We start from the raw sequence: 19,726 nt of genomic DNA, 5'->3' as shown, positions 1-19,726 counted from the left end.
ATGCCGCCCGGGTTATTTTATACAGGCGACTTCATTATCGGTGGAGCACACCGATAACCTTAATGCTGGACTACACTTGAATTGGGAGGTGAATATGTTGAATAAAACGGATTTGATCAATCAGGTTTCTGAGAGCACTGAATTGTCCAAAAAGGACGTAACGAAAGCAATCGATGCAGTATTTGAAGCGATCGCTGGAGCACTGCAAAACGGAGACAAGGTACAACTGGTAGGTTTCGGGAACTTTGAGGTTCGTGAACGTTCCGCACGTAAAGGACGTAACCCGCAAACAGGAGAAGAAATCGAAATCCCTGCGAGCAAAATTCCGGCATTCAAACCGGGTAAAGCGCTCAAAGACGGAATTAAATAAGATTTCTTACATATTCCCAATGCGCTGAAAGGACCGTGAATTTGATTCACGGCCTTTTCTTTTTGTCCTATTTACTTTGTGGTAGAGGTGCTATGGACTGAAGAAGAGGAAGGTGTCTTGCCGTTTCGCGAGGCATAAGCAATCAGCACCAGGGGTTCACCTGTCAGCTCGGCAAATTCATGTTCCAGCCGTTGAAGCTGCTCTATCTGAGTAGGACTGAGATTGGCGGGACGATAGTTTTCCATCAGATCCGTTCCTTTCGTTAATAGATGGGACTGCACAGATAGTATGGCACAGGAAGCACTAATTGTTGCAGGCAGCGTGGGAAGCAGGTAGTTGACAAAACAAGCTTAAATCTCCATCATAAAAATATAGCTTCGGCTCTCAGGGAGGAAAAGGACATGGAAGATAACGTGACGGGCAGCAGTGAGTACGTCGTAATTAAAGCAAAAAGCAACGGATGTCAGGTTTTTGGTCTGACCAGAGGTCAGGATACACGCCTGCATCATTCAGAAAAATTGGACAAGGGTGAGATACTGATCGTCCAATTTACGGATCATACTTCTGCCATCAAAATACGCGGCAAGGCCGTGGTGATGACCAAGCACGGGGTTGTAGATACGGAGGAGTAAAATGCAGGCATAGCCTGCTTTTTTTTGTTGTACAATGAGAGTGAGGACCTTTACCGTAGCAAACCCACATTATGGGGTAGGGGTCAGGGGAGGCTCTGATGAAACCTTGGATTGCACTCGGTGGTTCCATTCTCATAACCGCCGCAGCAGCAATATTGCTGCCGTCCTTACAGATGCTGGACTCGGGTACCGCAGCAGTTCGTGAAACACAAGCAACAATCTCGCCCCAGCAACGAGTGTTGCTGACGGATGACAATCTGGTAGATACACTGAACGAGCTTCCATTGACCACACCGATTGCAAGTGCAAGCTGGGAACATTCTGTCCTGACTCTGGATGTTAAGCTGTCCAAGGAAGAAACCACACCTCTGGAGATTTATCAGAACATGGCGGAGCTTGCCGCCTTTAGCTTTTACGGAACGACGAATGTACGGCAATTGCTGTTGCGGGTGGTGACGCAGGACGAATGGTCAGGAGAACGCCATTTGCTGCTGGCATCCGATATACGCCGGAACGAGTGGACGAACGAGGCATTGGAACAACTTAGAAATCGGGAAGGCGCTGAACTGCCAGAAGATTTGAAATCTCGTTTCCGCATTACAGTAACGCCTATGTGGCAAAACAGGTTTAGCGGTGTATATACAAACTAGATGTTTCTACCGCTGGACCTACAGTACTTTAGTCGCGAATCATTTTAAATTGTGATATAATATAAGGCATTGCAATTATTTGAGTATACCAGAAAGTCATGGCTCGGAGGCTTAGGATGAAACCGTATCGCGTACCTCAATTAGCAAGGAAATATGTGGAATACGACATGATTCAACAACATACGGAAATGCCGGCTTTTCCTGACAGCCGTACCCGTTTGCTGTTTGAGTTTTTGAACCGGAATGCGCAAGGGCTGCATGCCAGTGAGGATGAACTGTACGCTTTGGTTACATCACTTGTGCAGATGGGACTGGATACGCATGATATGATTGATACTTTATCCGGTATACGAAGTCCGGAAGAGATGCGTTCCAGACAGCTGAAAGTGTTAGCCGGTGACTACTTCAGCAGCCGTTTTTATCAGCTACTTGCACTGGCAGGCCGAATCGAGGCCATTTCGAAGCTGAGTGATGCTGTATGTGAAGTGAACGCAGGGAAAATGAGCTTATACTGGGAGATGAAGCATTTTCGATTGAATGCCGCTCAGTATTTATCTCAGATGGTTTGCTTCAAACAGGAGCTTTTTTTATCATTGTCTTCACTTATTGCAGAACAAGATCAGGAAGTCTGGAAGCAGCTTCTTAATGAATTCGCTCTCTGTGACACGCTGGTGGAGGAATGGGAGAAGCGGGCAGAGCCGGACAAGTCCCGTTTCGGATATATCTTCTGGCATATTTACGGTAACGGAGACCAGCATGAGCAGGTGCTGCTTTCAGAGACTGGTACTGAAACAGAAGTTTGGCGTAAGCTTATGCTGAAATACAAAGCCGAGGATGCGATACTGGACAAGCTTCGCACGGCTGTTACACACATCCGGCAGACCCTGTCAGATGAACAAAACACGGGGATTGAGGAATTTGAATGCATGCTTGAGCCTTTCCTGAAGCTGCTAAACAGTTCGCACCCGGTTGTGAGGGAAGGTTAGGTGAACGTCATGGGATCAAGCGACACCAAGCCGAAAGAGCAATTCGTTCATGGCGTGTTTGAAAGTATAGCCGGTAAATACGATTTGATGAACGATATACTGAGCTTTCGCAGACATAAGGCTTGGCGGAAATTTACAATGAAAAAAATGAACATGCATCACGGCGATACGGCAATCGACCTCTGTTGTGGGACATGTGACTGGACGCTTGCGATGGCGCGTGCAAGTGAAAGTGGTCACATCGTAGGACTGGATTTTAGCCAGAACATGCTAAATGTTGGCGAGCGCAAGATTACATCAGAATCCCGTGAAAAGCAAATCAAGCTTGTACGAGGCAACGCGATGGATCTACCTTTTGAAGACAATTCATTTGATTATGCGACGATTGGTTTCGGTCTTCGCAACGTACCTGATTTGCGCCGTGTGTTGCAGGAAATGCAACGTGTCGTCAAGCCTGGTGGGCAGGTCGTATGTTTGGAGTTGTCCAAACCTACTTGGCAGCCGTTCAAGGGAATTTACTACGCATATTTTCAACACATCTTGCCCATGCTCGGCAAATTGTTCGCCAAACGTTATGAGCAGTACAAATGGCTCCCTGATTCGTTGGCGCTTTTTCCAGGAAGGGATGAACTGGCTGACATCTTTCGTGAAGTCGGATTGAAGGATGTTCAGGCTCATTCTCTCACCGGAGGCATTGCGGCATTGCATATTGGAATCAAGGAGAGTCAGCATGTTTAAGAAAATTGCTATTTTTTTGGAAATGATTAAAATTGAACATACTTTATTTGCGCTCCCATTTGCATTTATGGGGGCTGTATTGGGGTCAGTTGTCGTGACGGACAACCTTCCCTCATGGCCGCAGATCGGTTGGATCTTGCTGGCTATGGTTGGCGCACGTAGCGCAGCCTTCGGCTTCAATCGTATGATTGACCGTGTGATTGACGGGAAAAATCCGCGTACAGCAGGACGCGCTATTCCGGCAGGGCTGCTCAAATCGAGCGAAGTGGTGATTTTCATCATCGTTAGCTTGTTGTTGTTATTTTGGGCCTCATTCAAGTTAAGTCCGCTGGCGTTCAAGCTGTTCCCGCTGGCCTTTTTTATGCTTGTTTTTTACTCTTACACCAAGCGTTTTACTTGGCTTTGCCACTTTGTACTTGGTTTGACCATTGGTTTGGCGCCGCTAGGCGCGTGGGTTGCAGTGACGGGACAAATGGATTTAACTGCTATCGTACTTTATCTCACGATTGCATTTTGGACCGCTGGCTTTGATGTTATTTATGCTTGTCAGGATATTGATTTTGACCAGAGCGAAGGGGTTTATTCTATTCCTGCCCGTTTTGGTGTAGCAGGTGCTCTGAACATCGCCCGTGTGTTCCATGTCATTACGGCGATCGGATTTATTGTGCTGTTCTTTATCGCAGATTTAAGCTGGTGGTATCTGGCGGGCATGATTATTTCATACATTATTTTATTTTATGAGCACTATATCGTATCTCCAAAAGATTTGAGTCGTTTGCAGACAGCATTCTTTACTATGAACGGTGTACTTAGCATTGTCGTATTTGCTTTTACACTGATTGATTTGGTGGTGCGTCAATACTAATGAATAATCAGGTGAGCAACCATCAAGGCAAACGAATCGTTATTGGCATTACAGGTGCGAGCGGAAGCATTTATGGTGTACGACTAGTAGAGACACTGCTGGACTTGCAGTATACAGTTCACCTGATTGTTTCTAATGCTGGCTGGCGGGTACTGAAAGAGGAGCTGGGCTGGAATGTGACCGACCGGGAAGGAGCTTTGAATGAACAATTCGGAGGCCGTCCCGGTTCTCTTGTATACCATCCGTTCACAGATATTGGAGCTTCAATAGCGAGTGGCTCTTATTTAGTAGATGCCATGATTATCATGCCGTGCTCGATGGGGACGTTGTCAGCGGTAGCGCACGGTTCGTCTGATAATCTCATGGCACGTGCAGCAGATGTGATGATGAAGGAAGGTCGTCCGCTAATCCTTGTGCCTCGTGAGACACCGCTACATGCTATTCATTTGGAAAATATGCTTAAGCTTGCGAGACTCGGCGTCAAAATGATTCCGGCCATGCCAGCTTTTTATTTTCATCCAAAGACGCTGGATGATATTGTACTGTTCCTCGTAGGCAAAGTATTAGACAGCTTGCGTATAGAACATCAACTGTTTACGAGATGGGGGGATTCCGATGCCGATACCGGACACCAAGACAATCACAATCGGAAAAATTAAATATACAAACGCCTGGCCTATTTTTCATTACTTTAATCCTTCAGAGCTTCTCCATTCGGCGGAGATGGTTTCCAAAGTTCCGGCTGAATTGAATCGAGGCATGCTGAAAGGGAGTTTGGATATGAGTGCGATGTCCTCCTTTGCGTATGCATCAGGTGCTGAGGAAATGCTGCTGTTGCCCGATTTATCCGTTAGTGCAGACGGTCCAGTCCAATCCATTTTACTATTTTCACGTAAGCCGCTAAATGAAATCATTAACGGCACCATTGCACTGACGAATACTTCAGCCACATCGGTGAACTTGTTGAAAATTTTGATGCAAAAGGCATGGGAAGGTCAGCCTACTTACTTTGATTGTGAACCGGATCTTGATTTGATGCTGGAACAGGCAGATGCAGGGCTGCTGATTGGAGATCACGCGATCAAGGCTTCCTGGCGAAGTGAGGGCCTGTACGTAACCGACCTCGGGGAAGAGTGGAAACGCTGGACGGGCTATAGTATGACCTTTGCTGTATGGGCAGTTCGACGTGCTGTTGCTGCTCAGAATCCCGCTGCAGTGGCTGAAATTGCGAGTGCGTTCCGCGTAAGCAAACAGCGTAGTCTGTCTGACCTGACATCTGTTATTTCTGAAGCTTGCAAGGAAATTGGAGGTTCAGAAGATTATTGGGAGCGCTACTTTACGAATCTGTGTTATGATTTTGGAGAGAAGCAACAACAAGGTTTAGAGCTTTATTTTAAGTATGCATATGAACTGGGGCTGCTTGACCGACGAGTGAAGCCGCTTCTCTGGAGTGACAATACGCTGACACGGGTGAAAGAATGAAACGATTGGATTTGTTCGGTTTATTAAAAAAGGATATGAACTTCATAGAAGAAGAGCTGTACCGCAGCATTGACAGTAGGGAGCCGTTGATTAATGATACGTCGCTTCATCTGCTTAAAGCAGGGGGCAAGCGTTTGCGTCCCGTATTTGTATTGCTGGGGGGCAAGTTTGGAGAATATGATCTGGACAAGCTCAAGCGCATAGCGGTACCTCTGGAACTGATTCATTCTGCCTCTCTCGTTCACGACGATGTGATTGACGATGCGGAAATGAGACGCGGCCAACCCACCGTGAAGTCCAAATGGGACAATCGGGTGGCTATGTACACCGGAGACTACATATATGCACGCGCACTATCTATTGCTGCTGGGCTGCCGAATCCTGATATTCACCGAGTGCTGTCTAAGGCGTTGGTGCAGATGTCGATTGGTGAAATGGAGCAAATACGTGATTTTTTTAATGTGGATCAGAGTGTGCGCAATTACTTGCTTCGCATTCGGCGCAAAACGGCATTGTTAATTGCGGTCAGTTGCCAGTTGGGAGCTATGGCTGCAGGAGCACGGGAAAGAGTCAACTCTCTGTTGTACAGCTACGGCTATAACGTAGGTATGGCTTTTCAAATTCAGGATGATTTGCTTGATCTGTGTGGAACAGAAAAAAAGATCGGCAAGCCGCCAGGCAGCGATATGAGACAGGGCAATATTACGCTTCCGGTCATTTATGCGCTTGAACAACCCGAACTGCGAGATGATCTGCTGGCTGAAATCCGGCGAATTCAGGATGGGGACGGGCAAGGAGACGCACGTAAAGCGGTGGATATGATCAAAAAAAGTGAAGGAATCGCTAAAGCTGAAATTCTCGCTGACCGATATATTAATAAAGCGCTGAACGCGCTGGACTTACTACCAGATGTCAAAACAAAAAAGACGCTGCGCGATATTGCTCATTTTGTGACACGCCGCTCCTACTAAAGTTGTATTTTAGGTTTGCTGTGACAAAATACTTTAACCGTTTCCAATCTTTCTGTTACAATACAGATTAGTACTGTATAAATACATTAGATTGGATTGGGAGTGAGCCGATGGATCGTACGTTTTTGATGGTTAAACCGGATGGTGTACAACGCGGACTGATTGGACGTATTGTCAGTCGTTTAGAAGACAAGGGCTTCAAAATGGCGGCTGGCAAGCTTGTGCAGGTATCTAGAGAACAAGCAGAGCGGCATTATGCGGAGCATGTGGGCAAGCCTTTTTTTGAAGAGCTTGTAGGCTTTATCACATCAGGACCTGTATTTGCCATGGTTTGGGAAGGGGATAACATTGTTACGCTTTCCCGCTTGCTGATTGGTAAAACACAAGTAACAGAGGCTCTTCCGGGCACCATTCGTGGAGACTTTGCTGCACATACACCGTTTAACCTCATTCATGGTTCAGATTCACCGGAGAGCGCAGAGCGCGAGATTGCAAATTTTTTCACACCGGAAGAATTAGTTCGGTATGAAAAAACTGTAGCGACCTGGGTGTAAGTTTATTACGTATGAAGAAGGATGGTAGCATGACGGATCTGGAACTGGGTCAGACGGACCCCGATTACACAGCGTTTATCCGCAAAATCAAGGACAGCACAGGTATTGATCTTGCACAATACAAAGAAGCACAGATGAAAAGGCGGTTAACGACGCTTCGCAACAAAAACGGGTTTCCCAGTTTTGTTTCTTTTTATGATGCCATGATGAAGGAAAAACCTCTATTCTATGAATTCTTGGATCGTATGACGATCAATGTTTCCGAGTTTTGGCGAAATCCCAATCGGTGGGAAGTGCTGCGGGATATCATTTTGCCACAGCTGCTTGTGGGAAAGCAGAAGCTTAAGCTGTGGAGTGCGGCCTGCTCGACAGGTGAAGAGCCCTATAGCTTGGCTATGGTTCTCGACGGTAAAGGAATTTTAGGGAATTGCTCTATTACAGCTTCCGACATTGATGATGGTGCATTGGCTAAAGCCAAGGAAGGTAAATATTTGGAGCGTTCGCTCAAGGATGTGCCTGAGCAGGTAGCTAGCAAATATTTTAAACCAGATGGTGCCATGTATCGGATTGATGACCGTCTAAAACAGGCTGTGAAATTTCAAAAGCAAAACTTGCTGCTGGATCGGTTTGAGGATGGGTATGATCTCATTATCTGTCGAAATGTTATGATTTATTTTACAGAAGAGGCCAAACATGCGTTGTATCAAAAGTTTGCTGCCAGCCTTCGTCCCGGCGGTGTTTTATTTGTCGGCAGTACCGAGCAAATCTTTTCTCCTAACCAATATGGGCTGGAATCGACTGAAACCTTTTTTTATCGCAAAAAAGCATAAGCCTGTCATATCATCCATCGTTTCGTAGGAACTTATTTCTATTCTTAAGTAATGGATGGCTGGCTTATCAACAGCGCACGTCCTTTAGCTCTTCTGGCTGAGGGACGTGTTTTTTTGTTTATCTGCCTCAGACGTGGCTTTTCTTGTCAAAGAAAGGTGCGTATACTATAATGAAGCACAGTTAAAGATTTTAGCGATGCACAGTTTAACAGTTTAAAGGGGGAACGCGTCATGAGTTTACGTTATTTAACCGCGGGGGAAACGCATGGTCCCCAGCTAACTGCCATTGTAGAGGGTATGCCGAGTAATTTGAAATTGGATTTTGAAGAATTGAATTTTCAATTGCACCGTCGTCAGAAAGGATATGGACGGGGGCGGCGTATGCAGATTGAAAAAGATACGGCGAAGATTGCTGGTGGCGTACGTCACGGATATACCACAGGTGCACCAATTGCACTAGTTGTGGAAAATAACGATTGGAAGCACTGGCAGAATATTATGAATATTGAGCCTATTGAAGGCAGTGATGAAGAAAAGCGTCGGGTTCATCGGCCGCGTCCGGGTCATGCGGATTTGAATGGCGGAATGAAATACAACCTGAAGGATCTTCGTAACGTGTTGGAACGCTCCAGTGCACGTGAAACAGCAATTCGTGTGGCATGTGGCGGTTTGGCTCGTCAATTACTGGCTGAGTTCGGGATCAAGGTGGCAGGTCAGGTCATCCGCATTGGTGAAATCGAAGCTCCTTATCGCGATTTGCCGATTGATGAACTGATTGCCGTAACAGAAGCTTCTTCGGTAAGAGTAACCGATCCAGAAACGGAGAAGAAGATGGAAGCGTATATTGACCTGATCAAGCAAGAAGGTGACTCCGTCGGTGGGGTAGTGGAATGTATCGTGGAAGGTGTTCCGATTGGTCTGGGCAGTCATGTACAGTATGATCGGAAGTTGGATGCACGTATCGCACAAGGTGTCATGTCGATCAATGCATTTAAAGGTGTGGAAATCGGCATCGGGTTTGAAGCAGGAGAGTTGCGTGGTTCACAGGTGCATGACGAGATTTTATATGATGAGGAACGTGGATATCACCGTCGTACAAATCGATTGGGTGGTTTTGAGGGTGGCATGACCAACGGAATGCCAGTGGTGGTTCGTGGCGTTATGAAGCCAATTCCCACACTTTATAAGCCGCTGCAAAGCGTTGACATTGATACGAAAGAAGCGTTCACTGCACAGGTTGAGCGTTCGGATGCATGTGCGGTACCAGCGGCAAGCGTAGTCATGGAGCATGTGGTAGCTTGGGAGATAGCCAAAGCTTTACTAGAGAAATTCGGCGGGGATTCAATTGAAGAAATCCGCGCGAATATTGCATCCTATGAACAACAACTGGAGCAATACTAAGATGAGTACGCTGACGGTACAGCTTGGCGAACGTTCTTATCCTATTCTTATCGGACGTGGGTTGTTGCATCAAGCCGGAGAGTCGTTGAAGGAACAAGGAATTGCACAAAAAAGCCCATTATTGATTGTTTCAGACGAAAATGTAGCGGGATTCTACTTGGCAACATTGGAAAGCAATCTTCAAGAGGCGGGGTACAAAACGGTATCATTTGTCGTTAAGCCAGGTGAAACATCCAAGTCGCTTGCTGTATTTGAGCGAGGTATAACAGCAGCCATTGAGGGCGGTTTGGATCGCAATTCAGCTGTTATCGCTCTTGGTGGTGGTGTGGTGGGTGATTTGGCTGGATTTGTGGCGGCATCTTTTATGAGAGGCATCAAGTTCGTACAGGTTCCAACTACTATCCTTGCCCATGACAGCAGCGTGGGTGGTAAGGTCGGCATCAATCATCCTTTGGCGAAAAATATGATAGGAGCCTTTCATCAACCGGAACTCGTACTGTATGACGTAGATACGTTGTCAACATTACCTCCTCGCGAGGTATCTGCGGGGCTTGCTGAAATGATCAAGCATGGCTTGATCTGGGATGCTGATTTTGCTCAGTGGTGCCGTGAACATTCGACGGATTTGCTCGGACTGGATGCGACGGCACTGGAGTACGGGCTGGAGAAGGGATGCTCCATTAAAGCCGAAGTTGTATCACGCGATGAACGAGAAAATGATTTGCGCGCTATTTTAAACTTAGGCCATACGATTGGGCATGCGATTGAAGCGATTGCGGGATATGGTGAGTTTTTACACGGGGAAGCCATTTCTATTGGTATGGTCGGCTCCGCACTACTGGGTGTGAAGCTGGGGGCAGATCCTTCTTTGGTAAACGAAACGAAGGATATGCTGTCATCGCTGCGCTTACCGACTTCTCTTCCGTCACATCTCGATACAGATCAACTGCTCGAAGCGATGATGCATGACAAAAAATTCAAAGAAGGCAGTATTACTTTCGTTGTCCCACGCAGTATTGGGCGTGTGGAGGTTGTGAAGGATATTTCCGTCTCTTACATCCGGGAAGTCATTGAACAGTTAAAAGAGGAGGCGTAACGATGTACAATCGTGGAATTCGTGGCGCGACGACCGTGACGAATAATGAAGCAAACGAAATTTTGGAAGCAACAAGCCAACTACTGGAGGAAATCGTATCCTACAATGAAATTCAGCCGGAGGATATTAGTAATGTATGGATAACGGTGACCCATGACCTGGATGCTGCCTTTCCAGCCATGGCCATCCGTCAGCTTGACGGCTGGGACATGGTTCCGCTCATGTGTGCATTAGAAATTCCTGTAGCTGGTAGCTTGCCCAAGTGCATCCGTTTGATGGTACAGGTGAATACCGATAAATCTCAGCGTGAAATGAAACATGTATATTTGAACGGCGCACAGATGTTAAGACCAGATCTGGCTTCCCAAGGGAAATAATCGTCCATTTTTTAAGTTGATGGTTGCCAAAGTAACATTCCATGAGATATAGTGTGTGTAGCAGAGTTGAGTAGAGTAGAGTTAGCCAGAGCAGAGTTGAGATGAGAAGAGTGTAGTCTAGCCAATTCCATATGAGATTACAGAGACCGGCGGTAGCGGGTAAGCTTTTGTCCATGAAGAGACCTTCTTCTATAGAGAAGCTTATTTGGGGTAACCTGCGCGGTTATGCAAAAGGGATAAGTGTATGCTTTTCTATTTGCTGTGATCATTTTACATATGGAGCATTCTTATAATTTCAATAACTGACAGCCTCTACCTTACGGGTAGAGGCTTTTTTATTCTCTCCATTGGGTTCTGCGCCAATTTGGAAAGGAAGTGATCTCATGTTAACGCCGCATGTGGAGCAAGTGATAGCGATGGCGAATGAATTTAACCTGATTCCTGTGTACAAAAAAGTGCTGGCTGATATGGAGACGCCGATTCGGATTTTCCGTCGGTATGCTGAGCGGGACCGTGCCTTTCTGCTGGAGAGTGTAGAGGGAGGCGAGCAGTGGGCGCGACATTCCTTCATCGGAACAGACCCATTTCTGATGGTCTCAGGTAAAAAAGGTCGATTGATTTTGGAACAACACGGTAAACGGCAAATATTAAGCGACAAGCCGATTGAAGCGCTCAAAGCATTACTTCGTAAATACCGTAGTCCGAAACTGAAAGACATGCCTCCATTTACAGGCGGGGCTATCGGATTTTTTGGATATGACCTGCTTCAATACTACGAAAAGCTGCCAGAGCACTCGGTAGATGATTTGAATATGGATGATATTCGTTTTATGTTTTGCGATCAAGTCATTGTCTTTGATCATGTGAAACAGCAAATTTTGCTGGTTGGCAATGTTCATATAGGTGAAGGGTTCCGCGAGGAGGACATTCGTGCTGCTTATGCAGATGTGGAACGCAAGTTGGAGAACACGGCGCAGTATCTGCGCAAGCAGTCCCCACCGGAGCGATTAGGCTCTGCCTCCATTCCTGATGATGTGGAACTGGGTGAGATCCAATCCAATGTGACAAAGGAACAGTTTATATCAAACGTGGAGCAGGCAAAGGAGTATATCCGCTCCGGTGATATTTTTCAGGTTGTACTGTCCCAGCGTTTTCACATCGATACAGAGGCCTCTCCACTACAGGTATACCGCGTGCTGCGCACGATGAACCCGTCGCCATATATGTATTATCTGAAAATGGATGACGAGATCATCGTAGGCACTTCGCCGGAGGCACTCGTCAAGGTGGAAAACGGCCGTGTAGAGACCCGACCGATTGCAGGAACGAGACCGCGTGGCGTAACGGAAACCGAAGATGCGGCGCTTGCTGAAGAATTGTTGAAGGATGAAAAAGAACGTGCAGAGCATCTGATGTTGGTAGATCTGGGAAGAAATGATCTGGGACGTGTATCCCAGTTTGGCACCGTAAAATGCGATACATTCATGGAGATTGAACGCTATTCCCACGTGATGCACATTGTATCGAATGTGTCGGGCGAACTGCGTGAGGACAAAGATTTCTTCGATGCTTTCCTGTCTTGCCTGCCGGCCGGCACCGTATCCGGAGCTCCAAAGCTACGGGCGATGGAGATTATTGCTGAGCTGGAGCGGGAAGCACGCGGAACCTATGCAGGAGCAATTGGATATTTGGGCTTCTCAGGCAATATGGATGCTTGCATTACGATTCGCACAATTGTGTTTAAAAAGAACCGTGCCTATGTCCAGGCAGGGGCTGGAATTGTGTGGGACTCGGTACCGGAAAGCGAGTATCAGGAGACGGTAAACAAAGCAAAGGCACTGCTCAAAGCAATCCGCACGGCGGAAGCGATGTTTCCAGCAACGACACAGCCTTACAACAGCGTCATCAACCAAGATTATTTGTACACTCCGTAACACAAAAATCTGATTCTGAGGAGGAGACGACAATGGAACGACATGACATGATACAAGTAGGGTTAAGCCGGATCATTGAAGGACAGCATCTTTCGCGTACGGAGGCCCGTAGCGTGATGGAACAGATTATGAGTGGGAGTGCTACACAGGCGCAAATCGGCGGGCTCCTGACGGCTCTTCGCCTCAAGGGAGAGACGGTAGATGAAATCACCGGTTTTGCCGAAGCAATGCGCAATTACGCTAGTCCAGTGCAAACTGGAGAGGGGAACAGTCGTCTACTGGATACATGCGGCACCGGGGGTTCGGGTATTCACAAGTTTAATATTTCCACCATTTCCGCTATTATCGCGGCTTCGGTTTCTGTACGGGTAGCCAAGCACGGCAACCGCTCTGCAAGTGGCCGTGCCGGGAGTGCTGATGTCCTTGAGGCACTCGGAGTCAACATTCATTTGACAAGTGATCAGGCTCGCTCGTGTCTGGACCGCATCGGTATCTGCTTTTTATTCGCACAGCTGTATCATCCGTCTATGAAGCATGCCGCAGCACCGCGCCGCGAGCTAGGTGTGCGGACGGTATTCAATATGCTCGGTCCATTGACGAATCCGGCTGGTGCGGATCGGCAGTTGCTGGGTATTTATGATGCTGGCAAAACGGAAGTGATTGCCGAGGTATTGAACCAGCTTGGCTCCAAACGAGCCATGGTCGTCAGCAGTTTGGATGGGCTAGATGAAATTAGTATTTCGGCCGCCACACGAGTATCCGAGCTCAAGGACGGCAAGGTTCACACGTTCGAGCTTCATCCGTCCGATCTGGGCTTGCAGACACATTCTCTCGATCAGGTGTTGGGCGGCGATGCTCAGGTTAACGCAGAGATCATACGGCGAATTTTGAACGGAGAGCATGGAGCTTATCGTGATGTTGTGCTAGCGAATGCAGGAGCGTGTATTTATGTCTCAGGCGCAGCAGCTACCTTGACAGACGGAGTAGCGCGAGCGGCAGAAGCTATCGACTCTGGATTGGCTCTTTCCAAGCTGGATCAATTAATACAGGCAACGGGGGAATATCAATATGTATCTTGATAAAATTGTGGTGACGAAGCGACAAGAAGTGGAGCAGCTTAAGCAGCATTTTGAGATTAATAAAGCCGAACGCTTAATTGCAGATTTACCTGTGACGAGAGGATTTGAAAATGCGATCGCTAGCGGACGCAACCGTCCGCTCGGGCTGATTGCTGAAGTAAAGAAGGCTTCTCCGTCCAAAGGGTTGATTCGACCCAATTTCCATCCGGTGGATATTGCGCGTGCATATGAGGGAGCAGGAGCCGATTGCATTTCTGTACTGACAGATGTTACGTATTTTCAGGGGAGTCCTGAATATTTACAGCAAATTCGCGATCAAGTGAAAATTCCGCTGCTGCGAAAAGATTTTATCATTGATGAACGGCAAATCTATGAAGCTCGTCTATTGGGAGCGGATGCGGTACTGTTGATTGCCGCGATATTGGAACAGAATGTATTAGGTTCATTCTTACAAATCGCCAAGGATCTTGGGCTGGATGCGTTGGTAGAGGTGCATGACAGTGAGGAACTTAAAGCAGTGCTGGATCTGGGTACAGCGACCTTAGTTGGTGTGAACAATCGCAATCTTCGGACATTTGAGACCCGTCTCCAGACGACAGAGGAGCTGATCTCACTGATCCCAAAAGGGGTTACATTCATCAGCGAAAGCGGCATTGCAGGACCGGAAGATGTTAAGTATCTGCATTCGGTAGGTGCGCACGGCATTCTGGTAGGGGAGCATCTGATGCGTAAGGAAGATGTAGGACAGGCTGTAGTCGAATTGATGGACGGGGTTAAAGCATGAACAAAACGGGCGTAAAAATTTGTGGACTTCAAAGCGTTGAAGTGCTAAAATCTATGGTAAACTTACCGGTCGATTATATAGGTTTTGTGTTTGCTGACAGCAAGCGCCGGATTGACGGCGCACATGCTGGAGAGTTGCTTCGCGTATTGGATGAATGGGCCTCGGGCAGCAGACCGCGCAGCGTGGGCGTATTTGTGAACCCTGACGATGCACTGTTAAACGATGTGATGGAGAAAGCACCATTGGATGTCATTCAGTTGCATGGACAGGAAAGTCCACAGCGCTGTCGGGAGATTAAGGAACGTTTTGGCATACAGATATTCAAGGCTTGGTCTGTGGACAGCCAAGGGCAGACAGAGCAGGGGAAGACCGAACACCGAGCAGACGAATTAGAGGCTTATGTCGGAACAATTGATGCTTTACTGCTGGATACATACGATCCCCTGTATGGCGGCGGTTCTGGAAAAACGTTTGCGTGGGATCGAATTCCCGCCTATCAGGCTTGGACTCATCAACACGGAATCCCTCTGTTTGTAGCTGGGGGGCTGACTGCCGATAACGCAGAAAAGCTGATTAGCGAGTATCATCCCGACGGGCTGGATGTTTCCAGCGGTGTAGAGACGAACGGAGTCAAGGACATTGCAAAAATCACAGCATTCGTAGAAAGGGTGAAGCAGGCATGACACAATTACCTGATAACAACGGACGTTTTGGAACATTTGGCGGACGTTTTGTACCGGAAACGTTGATGAACGCACTGATTGAATTGGAGGAATCCTACCGAAAATACGCGGATGATCCTGAATTTAAAGCAGAGTTGAACGGACTTCTAAAAGACTATTCGGGTCGGGAAACTCCGCTTTATCATGCGGAGCGTCTGAGCCAACATCTGGGCGGGGCAAAAATTTACTTGAAGCGCGAAGATTTAAACCATACTGGCGCCCACAAAATTAATAATGCATTGGCCCAGGGATTGCTGGCAAAGCGTATGGGTAAACAGAAGGTCATTGCCGAAACAGGTGCAGGACAGCATGGTGTCGCAACGGCTACCGTAGCTGCATTGCTCGGATTGGAATGCAAAGTGTTTATGGGCGAAGAGGATACGGTTCGCCAGCAGTTGAACGTATTTCGGATGCAGCTTTTGGGTGCAGAAGTGATTCCGGTGACATCCGGTACGCGTACACTTAAGGATGCCGGGAATGAAGCTTTACGTTATTGGGTGAGCCATGTCCATGATACGTTTTATATTTTGGGTTCGGCTGTCGGTCCGCATCCGTATCCGATGATGGTGCGGGATTTCCAGCGTGTGATAGGCGATGAAACACGCCGTCAGATCTTGGAGAAGGAAGGCAGACTTCCGGATGTTGTTGTGGCAGCGATCGGTGGCGGAAGCAATGCTATCGGTATGTTTTATCCTTTCATAGAGGATCAAGGTGTTGCTTTGATTGGCGTGGAGGCTGCTGGTAAAGGCGTCGAGACGGAATTCCATGCAGCTACCATGAGCAAGGGGACGCAAGGAGTCTTCCAAGGCTCTATGAGTTATCTGCTTCAGGATGAGTACGGACAAGTGCAACCTGCGCATTCCATCTCGGCTGGACTGGATTATCCAGGTGTTGGACCGGAGCATTCATACCTAAAAGATATTGAGCGGGCCCAATATGTCCCGATTACTGATCAGGAAGCGCTGGATGCACTTCAGCTCCTTTGCCGTACCGAAGGAATACTGCCTGCATTAGAGTCGGCACATGCCGTTGCACAGGTCGCCAAGCTGGCACCTACGTTGACTTCAGATGATATTATCGTTATTTGTTTGTCTGGGCGTGGGGATAAAGATGTGGACTCCATTATCAAGTATTTAGGGGGAAATCCGTCATGAACTTAATTGATCAGGCGTTTGAACGCCTTAAACATGAAGGCAAAACGGCATTAATTCCTTTTCTGACGGTAGGCGACCCGGATGTGGATACCACGATAGAGATCATTCGGCAGTTAGAGTCAGCCGGAGCCGATATATTGGAACTAGGCGTACCTTATTCGGACCCGTTGGCTGACGGCCCTGTGATTCAGCGTGCGTCTGAACGTGCACTGAAACGGCAAATTTCAATCCGCACCTGTATGGAGACAGCGTCTCTGGCTAGGGCGGCAGGTTCAAGCCTGCCTTTTATTCTGTTCACGTATTATAATCCTGTATTGCAAATGGGGATGGATGCTTTCTTTGCAGGCTTGCAGGAGCACGGTATCAGTGGTCTGATTATTCCGGATCTTCCGCTTGAAGAAGCAGAGGAGCTGGGAGGACGGGCAGCAGAGGTAGGTGTGCATCTGATTCCGCTGGTAGCCCCAACGTCTGAACAACGGATCGAACGAATTGCCCGTCAGGCCCGAGGATTTGTGTACTGTGTATCTTCGCTGGGTGTAACCGGAGAAAGAGCTTCTTTTTTTGAAGGTATAGAGGGCTTTATCGCGCAGGTCAAACGGCATACGGATGTTCCGGTGGCGATAGGCTTTGGTATTTCAAATCGTGAGCAGGTTGTCCGGTTTTCAGACATTTGCGATGGAGTTGTGGTTGGCAGTGCCATTGTGCGACAGGTGGAGGAAGCCATTCCATTGCTGGAGGATTCTGCACGCAGAGAAGAAGGGCTTTTGCAAATTCGCGATTTTGTGGCACAATTAAAGCAGTAATGGGTGTCAAATATAAAATATTTAATTTAGTTCTGATTGGATAGAGGAGGAAGGGGCATGCAGCCTAAACCGCATATTGTACATTTGCCAGTATATCAGCCCGGTAAACCGATTGAGGATGTGAAACGTGAGCTGGGACTCGATGAAGTAATCAAGCTCGCCTCAAACGAGAATCCGTATGGCAGCTCTCCCAAAGTGTTGCAGGCCATTCAGCAGGAGTTTGCTAACATCAGTGTATATCCTGACGGAAGTGCAGTTGCTCTGACACAGGCACTAGCTAAACGGACGGGATTAAAAGAAGAACAATTTATCTATGGCTGTGGCTCTGACGAAATTATTGCGTTGATTACGCGTGCATTCCTCCTTCCAGGGGAAGAAAGCATCATGGCTGATCAGACATTTTCCGTCTATAAAAGTAACGTGGAAATTGAGGGAGCAGTTGCAGTTGAGGTGCCTTTGCGTGACGGTGTACATGATTTGGATGCCATGCTGTCTCATATCAATGACCGTACAAAAATTATTTGGATCTGTAATCCAAATAATCCGACGGGAACGATTGTACCCGAAGCTGAGCTGATTGCGTTTCTGAACCAAGTGCCAAAGCATATCATGGTGGTGCTGGATGAAGCCTACGCTGAGTTTGTAATAGATCGTTCGTATCCAGACGGCATTCGCTTGTTGTCAGCTTATGAAAATTTGGTTGTACTGCGTACCTTCTCCAAAATCTATGGTCTGGCTTCGCTACGTATCGGATATGGTATGGGAGCCGAGGCAACCATTCGCTTGATCAATCAGGTTCGTGAGCCGTTTAATACTTCACGGGTAGCACAGGCTGCGGCCATTGCTGCCTTGGAAGATCAGGAATTTGTTCAGGAATGTCGGGATCGTAATGCAGAGGGTAGAGCTTATTTGCAAAATGAGCTGAAGCGTTTGGGGCTGGAGTCTTTCCCGGCACATGGTAATTTTATTATGCTGGACGTACGTCGTCCATCCGGTGAGGTATTTCAGGAGTTGCTTCGTAAAGGTGTGATTATTCGCGCAGGTCATCACAAATATCCGACATATATTAGGGTGTCGGTTGGATCACAGCCGCAAAATGAGTTGTTTATTCGTGCGCTGGAACAGGTCCTGGGGGCGGAAGCGGCGAAAGTACGCCTATAATTTCCGCAGATGGGATTTGATAATAGATGAAGATTGCCATTTTCGGCGTGGGACTGATTGGCGGGTCCCTCGCACTTTGTTTTAGAGGGAAGCCGGATATTACTGTGGTCGGTCATGCTCATCTTCCTGAACTGATAGAACCGATGCTAAGCCGTGGTGTCGTGGACACCGCGACTCTTTCGGTTGAAGAGGCGGTCAAGGATGCCGATTTTATTTTTTTATGCGTTCCGGTTGGTTTACTGGAGCATTACCTCGAATTGTTAAGCAAGTTACCGCTTAAAGCGGGGTGTATTATTACCGACGTAGGTAGCACAAAATCGGCGATTGCCAAAAAGGCATCAGAAATATCTTTGCACAATGCTTACTTTATCGGGGGTCATCCGATGGCTGGCTCGGAGCGTTCCGGTGTCAGGGCCGCTTCTGCGTTGTTGTTTGAAAATGCATATTATGTGCTTTCCCCTGCAGAGGGTGTGCCTGAGGAAGCTTACAGTTCGCTGGAGCGTTTGTTGAAATATACCGGTGCTCATGTTGTGCGTGTCCAACCTGATATGCATGACGATATTGTCGGTGCGATTAGCCATCTTCCACATATTATTGCAGCAGCGCTGGTGAATCAGGTACGAAAGCACAATGATGAAAATCCGTTGTACCGTACATTGGCTGCTGGTGGGTTTCGTGATATTACACGGATAGCCTCTAGTGATCCGGTTGTGTGGCGGGACATTTTGCTGAGTAATCGTGATGTTTTACTGGGCCTGTTAGAAGAATGGAATGGGCAGATTGAGCGTTTTACTCATTTGCTGAGAACACAAGACGGAGAGGGAATTGCTGACGAATTTTTGACAGCAGGGCATTTCCGTAGTGAACTGCCAGAGCGTCGTAAAGGAGTTATTGTCTCTACGTTTGATCTGTATATTGATGTACCGGACACCCCAGGGATTATCGGAAGAATTGCAATGGAACTAGGAAATCACAGCATTAATCTGAGCAATATGCGAATCATTGAAAGTCGGGAGGATGTTCCTGGCATCATGAGGCTTTCCTTCCGTCAAGAGCAGGACTGGGAGCGTGCCAAAACCTTACTGGATTCGATGGGTTATAAAGTGGTTGTATAGAAGGAAAGTATGAGTGTTCAAT

At 47.5% G+C, this 19,726-nt stretch carries 23 protein-coding genes; 22 read left to right on the top strand and 1 reads right to left on the bottom strand.

Annotation, left to right across the window (positions count from 1 at the left end):
• Window positions 1-97 precede the first annotated feature (97 nt).
• On the top strand, window positions 98-370 hold the full coding sequence (locus HFD99_RS00760) for an HU family DNA-binding protein (RefSeq protein ID WP_014599981.1): 273 nt from the start codon (window positions 98-100) through the stop codon (window positions 368-370).
• Window positions 371-441: 71 nt separating this feature from the next.
• On the opposite strand, the gene HFD99_RS00755 is transcribed toward HFD99_RS00760, so the two are convergent.
• On the bottom strand, window positions 442-615 hold the full coding sequence (locus HFD99_RS00755; RefSeq protein WP_167440715.1) for a hypothetical protein: 174 nt from the start codon (window positions 613-615) through the stop codon (window positions 442-444).
• A gap of 156 nt (window positions 616-771) precedes the next feature.
• Here HFD99_RS00755 and mtrB point away from each other — a divergent pair, with 156 nt between their 5' ends.
• The 21 genes from mtrB (at window position 772) to HFD99_RS00650 (ending at window position 19,704) form a co-directional block, all read left to right on the top strand.
• Window positions 772-1,002: a trp RNA-binding attenuation protein MtrB gene (gene mtrB, locus HFD99_RS00750; protein ID WP_025365133.1), complete on the top strand. Its 231-nt coding sequence runs from the start codon at window positions 772-774 to the stop codon at window positions 1,000-1,002.
• A 98-nt stretch (window positions 1,003-1,100) separates the two neighbouring features.
• Complete coding sequence (locus tag HFD99_RS00745) at window positions 1,101-1,652, top strand: hypothetical protein (protein ID WP_123797338.1); 552 nt, start codon at window positions 1,101-1,103, stop codon at window positions 1,650-1,652.
• Window positions 1,653-1,768: 116 nt separating this feature from the next.
• Window positions 1,769-2,638 (top strand): heptaprenyl diphosphate synthase component 1, encoded by an 870-nt coding sequence (locus HFD99_RS00740; RefSeq protein WP_123797337.1) that lies wholly within the window; start codon window positions 1,769-1,771, stop codon window positions 2,636-2,638.
• A 9-nt stretch (window positions 2,639-2,647) separates the two neighbouring features.
• Window positions 2,648-3,376 (top strand): demethylmenaquinone methyltransferase, encoded by a 729-nt coding sequence (locus tag HFD99_RS00735; RefSeq protein ID WP_017427546.1) that lies wholly within the window; start codon window positions 2,648-2,650, stop codon window positions 3,374-3,376.
• Window positions 3,369-4,241 carry a UbiA-like polyprenyltransferase gene (locus HFD99_RS00730; RefSeq protein ID WP_016822211.1) on the top strand — a complete coding sequence of 291 codons (873 nt, stop codon included), beginning with the start codon at window positions 3,369-3,371 and terminating at the stop codon, window positions 4,239-4,241. The genes HFD99_RS00735 and HFD99_RS00730 overlap by 8 nt, the downstream gene beginning before the upstream one ends.
• A complete protein-coding gene (locus tag HFD99_RS00725) occupies window positions 4,241-4,900 on the top strand; it encodes a UbiX family flavin prenyltransferase (RefSeq protein ID WP_016822210.1) in 660 nt (219 codons plus the stop codon). The genes HFD99_RS00730 and HFD99_RS00725 overlap by 1 nt, the downstream gene beginning before the upstream one ends.
• Window positions 4,857-5,723: a menaquinone biosynthetic enzyme MqnA/MqnD family protein gene (locus tag HFD99_RS00720; protein ID WP_167440714.1), complete on the top strand. Its 867-nt coding sequence runs from the start codon at window positions 4,857-4,859 to the stop codon at window positions 5,721-5,723. Before HFD99_RS00725 ends, HFD99_RS00720 begins: the two co-directional genes overlap by 44 nt.
• Window positions 5,720-6,694 (top strand): polyprenyl synthetase family protein, encoded by a 975-nt coding sequence (locus tag HFD99_RS00715; RefSeq protein WP_016822208.1) that lies wholly within the window; start codon window positions 5,720-5,722, stop codon window positions 6,692-6,694. Before HFD99_RS00720 ends, HFD99_RS00715 begins: the two co-directional genes overlap by 4 nt.
• A 110-nt stretch (window positions 6,695-6,804) precedes the next feature.
• The gene (ndk, locus tag HFD99_RS00710; protein ID WP_013371674.1) at window positions 6,805-7,248 is read left to right on the top strand and encodes a nucleoside-diphosphate kinase; all 444 of its coding nucleotides are present in this window, start codon (window positions 6,805-6,807) and stop codon (window positions 7,246-7,248) included.
• A 29-nt stretch (window positions 7,249-7,277) separates the two neighbouring features.
• A complete protein-coding gene (locus HFD99_RS00705) occupies window positions 7,278-8,078 on the top strand; it encodes a CheR family methyltransferase (protein ID WP_013371673.1) in 801 nt (266 codons plus the stop codon).
• A gap of 231 nt (window positions 8,079-8,309) precedes the next feature.
• On the top strand, window positions 8,310-9,479 hold the full coding sequence (gene aroC, locus HFD99_RS00700) for a chorismate synthase (RefSeq protein ID WP_019687864.1): 1,170 nt from the start codon (window positions 8,310-8,312) through the stop codon (window positions 9,477-9,479).
• 1 nt (window position 9,480) lies between these two features.
• On the top strand, window positions 9,481-10,575 hold the full coding sequence (aroB, locus tag HFD99_RS00695; protein ID WP_167440713.1) for a 3-dehydroquinate synthase: 1,095 nt from the start codon (window positions 9,481-9,483) through the stop codon (window positions 10,573-10,575).
• 2 nt (window positions 10,576-10,577) lie between these two features.
• On the top strand, window positions 10,578-10,952 hold the full coding sequence (gene aroH / locus HFD99_RS00690; RefSeq protein WP_016822205.1) for a chorismate mutase: 375 nt from the start codon (window positions 10,578-10,580) through the stop codon (window positions 10,950-10,952).
• Between the two features lie 383 nt (window positions 10,953-11,335).
• The gene (gene trpE / locus HFD99_RS00685; RefSeq protein ID WP_016822204.1) at window positions 11,336-12,886 is read left to right on the top strand and encodes an anthranilate synthase component I; all 1,551 of its coding nucleotides are present in this window, start codon (window positions 11,336-11,338) and stop codon (window positions 12,884-12,886) included.
• Window positions 12,887-12,918: 32 nt separating this feature from the next.
• Window positions 12,919-13,965 (top strand): anthranilate phosphoribosyltransferase, encoded by a 1,047-nt coding sequence (trpD, locus tag HFD99_RS00680; protein ID WP_090890173.1) that lies wholly within the window; start codon window positions 12,919-12,921, stop codon window positions 13,963-13,965.
• Complete coding sequence (gene trpC / locus HFD99_RS00675) at window positions 13,955-14,749, top strand: indole-3-glycerol phosphate synthase TrpC (RefSeq protein WP_044785204.1); 795 nt, start codon at window positions 13,955-13,957, stop codon at window positions 14,747-14,749. Before trpD ends, trpC begins: the two co-directional genes overlap by 11 nt.
• The gene (locus HFD99_RS00670) at window positions 14,746-15,432 is read left to right on the top strand and encodes a phosphoribosylanthranilate isomerase (protein ID WP_017427552.1); all 687 of its coding nucleotides are present in this window, start codon (window positions 14,746-14,748) and stop codon (window positions 15,430-15,432) included. The genes trpC and HFD99_RS00670 overlap by 4 nt, the downstream gene beginning before the upstream one ends.
• A complete protein-coding gene (gene trpB / locus HFD99_RS00665) occupies window positions 15,429-16,625 on the top strand; it encodes a tryptophan synthase subunit beta (protein WP_016822200.1) in 1,197 nt (398 codons plus the stop codon). The genes HFD99_RS00670 and trpB overlap by 4 nt, the downstream gene beginning before the upstream one ends.
• A complete protein-coding gene (gene trpA / locus HFD99_RS00660; protein ID WP_016822199.1) occupies window positions 16,622-17,428 on the top strand; it encodes a tryptophan synthase subunit alpha in 807 nt (268 codons plus the stop codon). The genes trpB and trpA overlap by 4 nt, the downstream gene beginning before the upstream one ends.
• Window positions 17,429-17,485: 57 nt before the next feature.
• Window positions 17,486-18,589: a histidinol-phosphate transaminase gene (gene hisC / locus HFD99_RS00655; RefSeq protein WP_017427553.1), complete on the top strand. Its 1,104-nt coding sequence runs from the start codon at window positions 17,486-17,488 to the stop codon at window positions 18,587-18,589.
• A 26-nt stretch (window positions 18,590-18,615) separates the two neighbouring features.
• Window positions 18,616-19,704, top strand: coding sequence for a prephenate dehydrogenase (locus HFD99_RS00650; protein ID WP_090890180.1), 1,089 nt, complete (start codon window positions 18,616-18,618; stop codon window positions 19,702-19,704).
• Window positions 19,705-19,726: the final 22 nt, after the last annotated feature.

Origin of the sequence: Paenibacillus sp. EKM301P (assembly GCF_011800295.1) — a bacterium.
In the GTDB taxonomy this organism is placed as follows: Bacteria; Bacillota; Bacilli; order Paenibacillales; family Paenibacillaceae; genus Paenibacillus; species Paenibacillus polymyxa.
Note: the sequence above shows the minus strand (reverse complement) of the source record. Positions and strands in the feature narration are given on the sequence as shown.